Genomic DNA, 11,629 nt, shown 5'->3' with positions numbered 1-11,629 from the left:
GCGCGTCCAAGCCCTGGTGTCGATCGGCCGATAGGCGACGGCTATCGGACTAGCTCACGAAGACTTCAAGCTGTCGATCAACGCAGTGGCCAGCAGCGGCGCCGGTTCTCGGGCGCTCCGGATCACCGCGACCTTGCCGAGTGGGGGAGCGGGAAGGTCGATGGTCCGCAGCGCAGGCGTCCCATGGTCGCCGACCACCTGGGAGCGTGGCACGATGGACGCCCAGTGCCCGGTCTGGACGAGGGCGAGCAGCGTGCTCACCGAGTCGGTCTCGACGCGCGGTCGCAGGTGGAAGCCGTCCATCGCGGCCGCCTCATCGAGCACGTCACGCCCGCGCATCCCCTTGTGCAGCAGGCACAGTGGCAATTCGCCGACCGCGTCCCAGTCGATGGTCGACGCCTTGTGGTCGATCAGTCCGGGCGGCACCACCAGCACATGGTGCTCTTCGTACAGCGGGGTGAGCAGCACGTCGTCCACATCGACAGCGTCGGTGAACACCAGTCCCACCTCGAACTCGAAGGTGCGCACCTGCTCGACGATCTCGGCCGAGGTGAGTCCCGAATGGATGCGCACGTCGACCATGCCGTGTCGGCGGCCGAATCGGTCGACCATCCCTGCCACGCTCGCGGTGGCCGCCGGAATCACCCCGATCCGCAGCTGCCCGCGCAGGCCCGCCCGTATATCGGTGACCTCGCTGCGCATCGCTTCGCGGTCGGCCAGGATGCGCCGCGTCCAGCGCAGCAGTCGCTCGCCTTCGGCGGTCAGTCCCTCGAAGTTCGAGCCCCGTCGCACCAGTGGCACACCGAGCTCGCGTTCCAGTTTGCGCAGCGACTCCGACAGTGCGGGCTGCGACACGTGGCACGCGGCGGCGGCGCGGGCGAAATGCTGCTCACGGGCCAGTGCAGCGAAATACTCCAGTTGGCGGAACAGCATGACCCGTTGTAACACGAAGAAGGAGTAGACCTGAAGCATGGCTTTCAACGAAGACATCATCGCGGAGTTCCGCGAACACCACGGCGTCGTTTCGACGATGGGATTCGGGTCGCACCTGGTGGTTCTGCACACGGTCGGAGCCCGGACCGGACGCGAACTGGAGAACCCGCTCATGGGTTTGCCGTCCGGGGATGGCGGCATCCTGATCGTCGGATCCGCGGGTGGGTCGCCGAAGAACCCCGCTTGGGTCCACAACCTCCGCGCCAACCCCGACGTCACCATCGAACGGCGTGGCGACGACGGCATCGTGACCGAACAGGTCCACGCGCGCGAACTCGACGACGACGAGTGGGCGCCGGCCTGGAAGCGGTTCACCGACCGATCGAAGGGCTTCGGTGAGTACACGAAGACCGCGGAGGGCCGTCGTTTCCCGATTTTCGAGTTGCGGACGATCAAGTAGGCACGTGCGGCGTCGCAGGCATTGGCGACCTTGATCGTCGGCGTGATCGGATTCAGCGGGGTCATCGCAGGGCTGTTCCAGCGGACGTACGCGGACCGTCGTGCCGAATGGTGGAGACGGGCGACATGGGCGGCCGATCACGCACTGTCGAGCCACCCGAAGGCCCAGCTCGTTGGATAGAATGCGCTTCTGGAGTTGCAGAACTCCAAGCTCGCGTCGAATGAGGATCGTGCGTTGTTCCTCGACTGGATGGCGTCCATCGCTGGTCCGGGAGGTGCCGGTGAGGACCGGGAAGGAGACGGTGCGCCATGACGGATATGCGTCCGGAGCCTCTCCGGCAGGATTATGTGCCAGAAGTCCGGCGCGCGGCGGCTCGTGCGATCGTCGCTGGACGAGTGATGAATGGTGAAGAGCCCGAAGCCTGGGCGGTGGAACTCGCCGAACTCGACTATGTCCCGCGGCCGCGTCGGAAGCGTTGGTGGTCGAGACGCCGCCGGAAGGGCACCGCGATCTAGCCGCGCAACTCCCCGATCTCTGAGACCGACCGGGTCTGCACGCCGATCAAGGCGAGATCCGCCAGACGCTCGGGCGTCACCTGCGAGGTCGCATCGGTGACCAGCACGGTGCGGTAGTCGCGCTCGGACGCGTCGAACAGGGTGGCGCGCGGGCAATTCGGGAGATTGCAGCCCGCGACGACGATGGCGGTGACACCGCGTCGGCGAAGTTCGTCGTCGAGCGGTGTGCGGTGGAACGCCGACCACCGCGGCTTGTAGAGCGCGTACTCCTCGAGGCCGAGCCGCTGCAGCCGTCCGGCGCGAAGCGCCGGCCAGTCGAGCTCTGGGGAATCTCGGGGCAACAGTGCGCCGGGGATCCGTGCACCCTCGGTACCAGGTGCGACGACCTCGGCGCCCGCCTCGATGGATGCGCGGCGGATCAGGTCGACGTCGTGCTCGCCGGGCGTGTACGACCGCGCGACATGGAAGATCGGCCTTCGCGCGGCCCGAAACCGTCCCACGAGGCCGGCCATCGCCGGAAGCGATTCCGCGGTGCCCGGGATAGGTGTTGCGCCGTCAACGAAGTCGTTCTGGACGTCGATCATCACCAGAGCGGAATTCGGCCAGTCGGGCGAGAGGTAGTCGTCGGGCATGGCGCCAGTATCCGCCTGCCGGGTGGCCTGTGGACAGCGGACTCACACTGGACCGACCCTGTGGACAGCCCGGCGCGGCTCGGTGCGCGGCGTTCTACGGTGAGTAGATCGTCGGAGGAAGGGGGAAGGCGATGCCGGCGCAGGCGTGGGTGACATTGATCGTCGGGGTGGTCGGCTTCGGCGGGGTTGCGGCGGGACTGTTTCAGCGGACCTATGCGGATCGGCGCGCTGAGTGGTGGCGCCGGGCGGCGTGGGCGGCGGATCACGTGCTGTCACGAGAGGCCGAGGCGATCTCAGTCGGCTTGGAGGTCCTCGAGGTGCTCCAAGACTCCAAGTTGGCGACGAATGCCGATCGTGTCCTGCTCGACCGTTGGGTAGGATCGATGAAGGCCCCGGATGACCCGCGTGGCCTCCGGAACGACGGGACAGTCTGATGGCGGACCCACACGCGCTCTCGGTCGAAGAACGACGGGCCTACGCTCGTGAGATCGAGCGTAAGAAGGCTCGCATCATTGTCATCGGCCGGATCAAGAACGGCCAAGAGGTCGATCCCGAACTGCTCGCGCTTGCGGACTTCTCGCCCGACGAAATGCCGAAGCGTGCCGGACGATTATGGCGCTTCTTCTTCGAGCGCAAGCAGTTCGTCTAATTGCCACCTATTTCCCGGCGGTGAGTGTCGCACCGACGAAGGCACCGTAGGGCAGGTCCGATGTCGAGCAGTCGCCGGCGATCGAGATGGCGCTGACGGTCAGGATCTTCGCGCCCTTGAGATCGATCGTCACCGGAGTCGGGTCGGTGCCCGCGGTCAGCTGAACGCGGTGCACGGTCTTACCGTCGACCACGAAGTCGACCCGCGCCTCGACGCGGGCGGGCGTCGGATCGGCCAGCACGAGGTCGCCGGTCAGGGAGGCGAAGTCGTCGTCCAGGTCGTAGGTCGCGGTGGCTGGTGTGCCGTCGCAGCCGATCCAGATGCCCGTCGCCTCCACCTTCTGGCCGTCGACCTGCTGGTCGACGCGCGTGCCGGTCTGGCCAGCGGCGCTCGCCGCGTCGAGTCGCGCGTACAGGGGCGTGGTGGTGGCCGTCGCGGTGCTGCTGGTCGACGACGACACGCTCACCGCGGAGTCGGCGGCGCTGGGCTGAACGGAGGCGACCGCGGACGCCGACGACGTGGCCGCCGGCTCCTGGCCGGAGGTGGTGCACGCCGTTGCGGTGAGCAGTAGCGCCGCGGCGGCGGCAACGAGGAGTGACCGGTTCACGAGTATTGAGAATAGCCACCGGGCCGGTGCTCGCGTGCCGGACTACGCGAAGAGGTGCTGGCCCCAGTACTCGCCCGGCTTCAGGCCCGGCGGGACGGCGAAGTGCGCGGACGCGTTCGGGATCAGGTATTCGGTCATCGCGTCCTTACGCGAGATGTCCTGCTGCATCGGGATGAACTGCTTGTGCGAGTCCCGATTGAACGCGATGAAGAACAGCCCGGCGTCGAGATGGCCGAAGCCGTCGGACCCGTCGGTGAAGTTGTAGCCGCGGCGCAGGATCCGGACCCCGCCGCGATTCTGCGGATTGGTGATCGCCACATGGGAGTTCCGCGGAATCATCGGTGCGCTGCCGGTGCTGATCTGGAAGTCGGGGGTGTCGAACTCGTTCTCCTGCCCGAGCGGCGCCCCGGCCCGCTTGGTGCGCCCGATGATGTCCTCCTGCTCCAGCAGGTTCGCGCGGTCCCACGGCTCGATGTCCATCCGGATACGCCGGGTCACCAGGTAGCTGCCACCGGTCATCCACTGCGCGGCGGGCGGGTTGTCGTCCTCCGACACCCACACCCATTTGCCCAGGTCATCGGTCTCGTCGGACCGGATGTTGTTGGTGCCGTCCTTGAAACCGAACAGATTTCGCGGGGTCTCCTGCGATCGGGTGGTGGCCGACGTCCGGCCGAAACCGAGCTGCGACCAGCGCACGGACACGATGCCGACACCGATCCGGGCCAGATTGCGGATGGCGTGCACGGCGACCTGCGGGTCGTTGGCGCACGCCTGGATGCAGATGTCGCCATAGCTGCGCAGCGGCTCGATCTTCTCCGCGGCGAAGGCCGGCAGGTCGGTCAGGCCAGCCGGCTTGCGGGAGGCCAGCCCGAACCGGTCCTTGCGGTCGGGATAGGCGGCACTCGGGCCGAACAGGCCCGGCCCGAAACCGATGGTCAAAGTCAGATGCGCGGGCGAGAGTCCCAGGGCCTCGCCGGTGTCCGACGGCGGAACGTAGTCGCCCAGCCCGGTGGCGCCGTCCGGCGACACCTCCTCGCCGCGGGTCATCCGCTCGGCGGCGACGGTCCACTTCTGCAGCAGATCGACGACGGCGGCGCGGTCGTCGGTGACGACGTCGAACGCCGCGAAATGGAGCCGGTCCTGCGCCTCGGTGACGATCCCGGCCTGGTGGGTGCCGCGGAAGGGGACCACCTGGTCGCCGTGCGGGCCGCTGTCGGTGCGGCCGACCGCCCAGCCGCCGGCGAATCCGGCGGCGGCCAGGCCGGCACCGGCCCCCGCCGCACCGAGGACGGTGCGGCGGGAGACGGTGGACTTCTCCGCTGCGGGCTTCGACCCGGTCTCGGTCGGCGAAGTATCCGCTGCGGGCTTCGCCTCGGCCTCGGCGAGCGCCTCGGCCGGCTCAGTCGGCGGGACGGTCACTTCGGCATGACGACGCCCGGCACCTGCGAGAGCGTCGCCGACAGTGCGTCGATCTTGTCCGAGAGCTCCTTGCGGGTGGCCTCGGGGACCTTGTCGTACGAGATGAAGCCGTCACCCTCGCGCAGGGCGTCGATGGCATTGCGCACGTCCGCGAACTGCGCGGTGATCTTGTCCATCAGCGCGGGGTTCTTGGCCGAGATGATCGGCTGCATCTCCGCGATCAGCGTCTCCGCGCCGTCGACGTTGGCCGCGAAGTCCCACAGGTCGGTGTGGCTGTAGCGATCCTCCTCACCGCCGACCTTGGTCGCGGCGATCTCGTCGATCAGCGCCTGCGGGCCCTGGACGAACATGCGGGTGTCGAACTCGAAGTCCGGCTTGGTGACCTCGGCCTGCAGGGACTTGACGTCCTTGAGGAGCTGGTTGGCCGCCGCGGTGATGTTCTCCTTGGTGTCGTTCTTCTTGGCATCGTCGGCGTCGGCCGGTGCGATCTGACCCGGCGCGTCACCGATCTCGTCGGCCTTCGGCGGCCACAGGTAGCGCTCGAGGCGGTGGAAGCCGGTGAACGGCTGCTTGCCGTCCTCGGTGTCGTCCCACCGCATGTCGATCGCCGGATCGAGGTTCTGGAAGCTCTCGGCGACGGGCTCGACGCGCTCGTAGAAGGTGCGGGTGCGGCCGAACTCGGCGCGCGCGGCGTCGAGATCGCCCGAATTGACGTGATTGACGAAGACCTCGGTCTGGGCGACGAGCGCGTCGACCTGGCCGCGGACGTAATCGAGGTAGCGGGCCTTGGCCTGCGCGACGTCGGCTGGTGCCTGCGACTTATCCTTCTTCTCGCCGGTCACGTTGATCTTCTGCCGGATGCCGGTGCCGACCATGCCCGGCTTGCAGGCCACCTCGTAGGTGCCCGGCTCGGTGATGTCGACGGTCAGCTTGCCCTTGAGGCCCGGACCGATGTTCTCGACCTCGCCGAGCACGCGGTTGTTCTTGCCGAAGACGTAGAACTCGGTGATCTTCTTGCCGTTGTTGGTGATGGCGAAGCTCACCTCGCCGGTCTTCGCGTCGGTGGTCGCCAGCTCGCACTTGTCGTCGGTCGACGTGACGGCGATGGCGTCGCCACCGGACTTGGACTCGCACGCCGTCAGCACCAGTGGCGTGGCGACGGCGAGCCCGACCAGGGCGGGGATGCGCAGGGACTTAGACAGTGGCGCCATCGGCGACTTCCTTTCGGGAGGGCGTCCTGCCACGCAGCAGGAACAGAGGGGTGACGATCGCGACGTAGAGGATCCAGGCGATGACCTGCAACCACGACGGGTTGGGAGAGAAGTTGAAGATTCCGGAGAGGATCACGCCGTACCAGGAACTGGCGTCGTAGGTGGCGCTGATGTCGTAGGCGAGGGCGCCGTGCCACGGCAGCCAGCCGTACACCTGCAGCGCGTGCACGCCGTACGACAAGATGCCGGCGGCGACGATCACCAGGAACAGTCCGGTGTAGGTGAAGAACTTGCTGAAGTTGATGCTGATCGCGCCGTAATAGAGGAGCGCGGTCAGCAGCGCGGCGATCAGGATGCCGAGGAGCAGCCCCATCAGCGGCCACAGTCCGCCGGAGACGCTCTCGGCGTAGCCGACCATCAGCAGCGCGGTCTCGAAGCCCTCGCGCCCGACGGCAAGGAAAGCCAGACCGAACACCGCGATGCCGCCGATTTCCAGTGCCGAGCTCAGGCCCGACTTCAGATCCCCGGAGATGTGCGCCGATGCTTTGCGCATCCACAGCAGCATCGACGTCACGATCACCACGGCGACCAGGGAGGCGATGCCCGCGATCAATTCGGCGGTGAGACTGGAGATGGTCGACGTCCCGAACTGGATGATCAGGAAGGTGCCGATGGTCATCGTGAGGGCGGCGGCGACGCCGGCCCAGATCCACTTGAGGGCATCGCGCCGATCGGACTTGGCGGCGAAGGCGATCAGCACCATCACGACGATTCCGGCTTCCAGTCCCTCACGGACGCCGATCAGGCCGCTGCCGAACATCTGCGTCACGACCGAGGGCGTGCCCTCTGCGAGGATGGTCATACTGTTCTCTCGTCGTTCGGTGGCCTCTTGCCTTAGCCAGTCCTAATTTTGGACAGGCTTACAATAGCGCGCGCTCAGCCCGGGTGAACAATGCGAAGCTTGGGAAACGCTGAAGACGGGCCGTTGGTCCCGGCCTCGGTCGCGCGTGTGAGTGCGCAGGTGGGTGCTGTCCCGTCACTTCCGGGAACTCTTGCACGACTTGCGTCGTTACCCCCTTGGTATGGCAGTCTTCCCCGTCGGGGCGGAGCCGTGTCCGCCGTACCGAGAGGAGAGTCGCCGATGCCGGTACGCACGACGCTGCGCCGACGTCTGGCGGCTCCGCTGATGCTGGGCGCGGTCGCGTTGACCAGCACCGCGTGTATCTCGATGCCGTGGAGCAAGCCCGACATCCCCGAGGGCATTCCCCCGGGCGGCGGTGTTCAGCAGCCGTACATCGACATTCAGGCGCCGGGCCGGACCGCGGACAAGATGCACGAGTGGGCGGTCCCGATCGCCGACGCCACCGGCATCCCGGTGACCTCGCTCGAGGCCTACGGCAACGCCGCGGAGATCCAGCGTCAGCAGCACCCCGAGTGCGGCATCACCTGGACCACCATCGCCGGCATCGCCGGGGTGGAGAGCAAGCACGGCACCCACCGGGGTTCCACCGTCGCCCCCAACGGCGACGTCCGGCCCAAGATCCGCGGCATGGTGCTCGACGGCACCAACGGGAACTGGGAGATCAAGGACACCGATCACGGCAAGCTCGACGGCGACGCCGAGTACGACCGCGCGATGGGCCCGTTCCAGTTCATCCCGGAGACCTGGCAGCGTTTCGGCGTCGACGCCAACGGCGACGGCAAGGCCGACCCGGACAACATCGACGATGCCGCGCTGTCCGCGGCGCGCTATCTCTGCGTCTCCTCGGGTGGCGACATGACCACCGCCAAGGGCTGGGAGAAGGCGATTCTCACCTACAACAACTCGATGAACTACGTGATCCGGGTGCGCAACTACGCCAATGCGTACTCCGTCAACGTCCGTTACTGACCTCCATTAGGCTGAGGCCGTACCCGTCGGCGAATTCTTCGGCGCCGACATCCAACCCGGCGAATGGGGCGAGCAGTGGCAATCATCGAGCAGGTAGGCGCGCGGGAGATCCTGGACTCGCGCGGTAACCCGACCGTCGAGGTCGAGGTTCTTCTGGAAGACGGCACGTTCGCGCGCGCGGCGGTCCCGTCGGGCGCGTCGACCGGTGAGCACGAGGCCGTCGAGCTGCGGGACGGCGGCGAGCGCTACGGCGGCAAGGGCGTCACCAAGGCCGTGGAGGGCGTGCTCGACCAGATCGCCCCCGAGGTGATCGGCATCGACGCCGACGACCAGCGCATCCTGGATCAGACCCTGGTGGATCTGGACGGCACCCCGGACAAGGGCCGGCTGGGCGCGAACGCCACGCTCGGCGTCTCGCTGGCCGTCGCCCGGGCCGCCGCCGAGTCGGCCGGCCTGCCCCTGTTCCGTTACGTCGGCGGCCCGAACGCCCACATCCTGCCGGTGCCGATGATGAACATCATCAACGGCGGCGAGCACGCCGACAACGGCATCGACTTCCAGGAATTCATGATCGCGCCGATCGGTGCGCCGACCTTCAAGGAGTCGCTGCGCTGGGGTGCCGAGGTGTACCACTCGCTCAAGTCGGTGCTGCACGCGCAGGGCCTGAGCACCGCGCTCGGTGACGAGGGCGGCTTCGCCCCCGACCTGCCGGGCACCGACGCCGCCATCGAGGTGATCGCCAAGGCGGTCGAGAAGGCCGGCTTCACCTTCGGCAGCGACATCGCCATCGCGCTCGACTCGGCGTCGACCGAGTTCTTCTCGAACGGCAAGTACACCCTCGAAGGCAAGCAGCTCGACGCCGCGCAGATGGTGTCGGTGTACGAGAAGCTGGTCGCCGACTTCCCGATCGTCTCGATCGAAGACGGCCTCGCCGAGGACGACTGGGACGGCTGGGCCGCGCTGACCGAGGCCATCGGCGACAAGGTGCAGCTGGTCGGCGACGACCTGTTCGTCACCAACCCCGAGCGACTCGAGGAGGGCATCGCCAAGGGCATCGCGAACGCCCTGCTGGTCAAGGTGAACCAGATCGGCACCCTCACCGAAACGCTCGACGCCGTCGCGCTGGCCCACAACAGCGGCTACAAGACGATGATGAGCCACCGCTCGGGCGAGACCGAGGACACCACCATCGCCGACCTGGCCGTCGCGTGCAGCTGCGGCCAGATCAAGACCGGCGCCCCGGCCCGCAGCGAGCGCGTCGCCAAGTACAACCAGCTCCTGCGCATCGAGGAGGGACTGGGCGACGCCGCGCGCTACGCCGGTGACCTGGCGTTCCCGCGTTTCAACGTGTGAGCGTGATTAGCTAGACGCATGGTGACGAACGAGTCCGGGTACCCCGAAGGCGAGAATGAGACCCCTCATTCGGCCTCGAGTGCCCGGGCTCGCTCGGCCGTTTCCACGCTGTGGCAGCGCGTCGCATCGGTCAATTCCACGCGGGCCTTCGCGCTGACGGTGGTCGTGATCCTGGTGGCACTGACGCTGGTCGTGCCCATCCGCACGTACCTCTCGCAGCGTTCGGAGATGAGCCGCTTGCAGGCGCAGAACGTCGAGCTCTCCAAGGAGATCGCCGACTACCAGCGCAAGGTGACCGAGCAGAACGATCCGGCCTGGATCGAGGCGCAGGCCCGCGAACGACTGCAATACGCGATGCCGGGGGAGAAGACCGTCGTGCTGACCTACCCGTCGCGGGAGAAGCAGAAGGCCGAAGAGAAGAAGGCGCGCGAATACGCCGCCAACCCCTGGTACCAGAATCTGTGGGACTCGCTGTCCACACCGCCGGAGGACAAGTGACCGTTCCCCAGTCTCAGCTCGACGTCATCGCCGCCCAACTGGGCCGGGAGCCGCGGGGGGTGCTGGAGGTCAGCTACCTCACGCCCGACGGCCAGCCCGCCGTGGTGAAGACCGCTCCGCGCCTGCCCGACGGCACGCCCTTCCCGACGCTCTTCTACCTGACCGACCCGCGGCTGACCGGGGCGTGCAGCCGCCTCGAATCCGGTGGCGTGATGCGGGAGATGTCCGAGCGCCTGACCGACGACGCCGAACTCGCCGCCGCGTACCGCGCCGCGTACGAGAGCTACCTCGCCGAACGTGACGCCATCGAATCGCTCGGCACCGACTTCGCCGGCGGCGGCATGCCGGACCGGGTCAAGTGCCTGCATGTGCTGGTGGCTCATTCCCTGGCGAAGGGGCCCGGGGTCAACCCGCTCGGCGACGAGGCCGTCGCTCTCCTCGCCGACGAGGAGGGCCTGCGCGGCACGGCGGTGCCCGCCGACTGGCCGGTGCGGGCCGCGCGATGACGCGTGTCGGGGCCGTCGACTGCGGTACCAACTCGATCCGGCTGCTGATCGCCGACGACGCCGGGGACGGCGCGCTCACCGACGTGGTGCGCGACATGGTGATCGTGCGGCTCGGCGAGGGCGTGGACGAGACCGGCCGGTTCACCACCGAGGCGATCGGCCGCACCCGCGACGCGCTCGACGGCTACGTCGAGGCGATGCGCACCCACGGCGTGACGCGAGTGCGGATGGTCGCGACGTCGGCCACCCGTGACGCGAGCAACCGGGACGACTTCTTCACGATGACCGCGGAACTGCTCGGCCGGGTCGCACCGGGTGCGGTCGCCGAGGTGATCTCCGGTGACGAGGAGGCGGCGCTCTCGTTCCGCGGTGCCGTCGGGGGCGTTTCGACAAGCTCAACGGGCGAGGGGAGCGGGCCGTTCGTGGTCACCGACCTCGGCGGCGGCAGCACCGAGATCGTCATGGACTCCGCGGCCTACTCGTCGAACATCGGCTGCGTCCGGCTCACCGAGCACTGCCTGCACTCCGATCCGCCCACCCCGGCGGAGGTCGACGCCGCCGAGGCCTTCGTCGCCGAGCGCCTGGCCCCCGCGTTCGCCGCGGTGCCGCTGGAGAAGGCCCGCACCTGGGTCGGGGTGGCCGGCACCCTCACCACGCTCGCCGCGCTGAACCTCGGTCTGGAGCACTACGACTCCGAGAAGATCCACCTGTCGCGCCACCCGATCGCGTCGATCGAACGGATCTGCCGGGAACTGGTCGCCATGCCGCGCGCCGAGCGGGCGGCCCTGGGCCCCATGCATCCCGGCCGCGTCGACGTGATCGGCGGCGGCGCCCTGGTGACGCTGGCGCTGGCCCGGGAGTTCTCCCGCCGCGCGGGGATCGACGAGCTCGTGGTCTCCGAGCACGACATCCTCGACGGCATCGCCCTCGGCCTGCTCGACTGAACGGGCCCCGG

The 11,629-nt window shown here is 68.1% G+C and carries 14 protein-coding genes; 8 read left to right on the top strand and 6 right to left on the bottom strand.

Annotated features, from left to right (window positions below; all coding sequences use genetic code 11):
• Positions 1-54: 54 nt before the first annotated feature.
• Positions 55-933 (bottom strand): LysR family transcriptional regulator, encoded by an 879-nt coding sequence (locus ACSEEN_RS13765; protein WP_371307636.1) that lies wholly within the window; start codon positions 931-933, stop codon positions 55-57.
• A 37-nt stretch (positions 934-970) separates the two neighbouring features.
• Between ACSEEN_RS13765 and ACSEEN_RS13760 the strand changes: the two genes are divergently transcribed.
• Positions 971-1,393 (top strand): nitroreductase/quinone reductase family protein, encoded by a 423-nt coding sequence (locus tag ACSEEN_RS13760; RefSeq protein ID WP_440713469.1) that lies wholly within the window; start codon positions 971-973, stop codon positions 1,391-1,393.
• 511 nt (positions 1,394-1,904) lie between these two features.
• Here ACSEEN_RS13760 and ACSEEN_RS13755 read toward each other — a convergent pair.
• Positions 1,905-2,540: a cysteine hydrolase family protein gene (locus ACSEEN_RS13755; RefSeq protein WP_440713468.1), complete on the bottom strand. Its 636-nt coding sequence runs from the start codon at positions 2,538-2,540 to the stop codon at positions 1,905-1,907.
• 131 nt (positions 2,541-2,671) lie between these two features.
• Between ACSEEN_RS13755 and ACSEEN_RS13750 the strand changes: the two genes are divergently transcribed.
• Positions 2,672-2,974 (top strand): hypothetical protein, encoded by a 303-nt coding sequence (locus ACSEEN_RS13750; protein WP_371307379.1) that lies wholly within the window; start codon positions 2,672-2,674, stop codon positions 2,972-2,974.
• Entirely contained in the window at positions 2,974-3,189 is a 216-nt protein-coding gene (locus ACSEEN_RS13745) for a hypothetical protein (protein ID WP_247866615.1), read from the top strand. The genes ACSEEN_RS13750 and ACSEEN_RS13745 overlap by 1 nt, the downstream gene beginning before the upstream one ends.
• 7 nt (positions 3,190-3,196) lie before the next feature.
• Here the strand turns inward: ACSEEN_RS13745 and ACSEEN_RS13740 are convergent, their stop codons facing one another.
• The 4 genes from ACSEEN_RS13740 to efeU are packed head-to-tail and all read right to left on the bottom strand — an operon-like array spanning position 3,197 to position 7,288.
• Entirely contained in the window at positions 3,197-3,796 is a 600-nt protein-coding gene (locus ACSEEN_RS13740; RefSeq protein ID WP_440713467.1) for an NPCBM/NEW2 domain-containing protein, read from the bottom strand.
• Between the two features lie 42 nt (positions 3,797-3,838).
• Positions 3,839-5,215 carry an iron uptake transporter deferrochelatase/peroxidase subunit gene (gene efeB, locus ACSEEN_RS13735; RefSeq protein WP_440713466.1) on the bottom strand — a complete coding sequence of 459 codons (1,377 nt, stop codon included), beginning with the start codon at positions 5,213-5,215 and terminating at the stop codon, positions 3,839-3,841.
• Positions 5,212-6,426 carry an iron uptake system protein EfeO gene (efeO, locus tag ACSEEN_RS13730; protein WP_440713465.1) on the bottom strand — a complete coding sequence of 405 codons (1,215 nt, stop codon included), beginning with the start codon at positions 6,424-6,426 and terminating at the stop codon, positions 5,212-5,214. The genes efeB and efeO overlap by 4 nt, the downstream gene beginning before the upstream one ends.
• Positions 6,410-7,288: an iron uptake transporter permease EfeU gene (gene efeU, locus ACSEEN_RS13725; protein WP_440713464.1), complete on the bottom strand. Its 879-nt coding sequence runs from the start codon at positions 7,286-7,288 to the stop codon at positions 6,410-6,412. Before efeU ends, efeO begins: the two co-directional genes overlap by 17 nt.
• Positions 7,289-7,567: 279 nt before the next feature.
• Here efeU and ACSEEN_RS13720 point away from each other — a divergent pair, with 279 nt between their 5' ends.
• The 5 genes from ACSEEN_RS13720 (at position 7,568) to ACSEEN_RS13700 (ending at position 11,618) form a co-directional block, all read left to right on the top strand.
• The gene (locus ACSEEN_RS13720; protein ID WP_440713463.1) at positions 7,568-8,317 is read left to right on the top strand and encodes a lytic transglycosylase domain-containing protein; all 750 of its coding nucleotides are present in this window, start codon (positions 7,568-7,570) and stop codon (positions 8,315-8,317) included.
• A 75-nt stretch (positions 8,318-8,392) separates the two neighbouring features.
• Positions 8,393-9,670: a phosphopyruvate hydratase gene (eno, locus tag ACSEEN_RS13715; protein WP_247866621.1), complete on the top strand. Its 1,278-nt coding sequence runs from the start codon at positions 8,393-8,395 to the stop codon at positions 9,668-9,670.
• Between the two features lie 18 nt (positions 9,671-9,688).
• On the top strand, positions 9,689-10,168 hold the full coding sequence (locus tag ACSEEN_RS13710; RefSeq protein WP_247866622.1) for an FtsB family cell division protein: 480 nt from the start codon (positions 9,689-9,691) through the stop codon (positions 10,166-10,168).
• A complete protein-coding gene (locus tag ACSEEN_RS13705; RefSeq protein WP_247866623.1) occupies positions 10,165-10,674 on the top strand; it encodes a DUF501 domain-containing protein in 510 nt (169 codons plus the stop codon). The genes ACSEEN_RS13710 and ACSEEN_RS13705 overlap by 4 nt, the downstream gene beginning before the upstream one ends.
• Positions 10,671-11,618, top strand: a complete 948-nt coding sequence (locus ACSEEN_RS13700) for a Ppx/GppA phosphatase family protein (protein WP_440713462.1) — start codon at positions 10,671-10,673, stop codon at positions 11,616-11,618. Before ACSEEN_RS13705 ends, ACSEEN_RS13700 begins: the two co-directional genes overlap by 4 nt.
• Positions 11,619-11,629: the final 11 nt, after the last annotated feature.

This window comes from Gordonia marina (assembly GCF_052036135.1).
Taxonomy (GTDB): Bacteria; Actinomycetota; Actinomycetes; order Mycobacteriales; family Mycobacteriaceae; genus Gordonia.
Note: the sequence above shows the minus strand (reverse complement) of the source record. Positions and strands in the feature narration are given on the sequence as shown.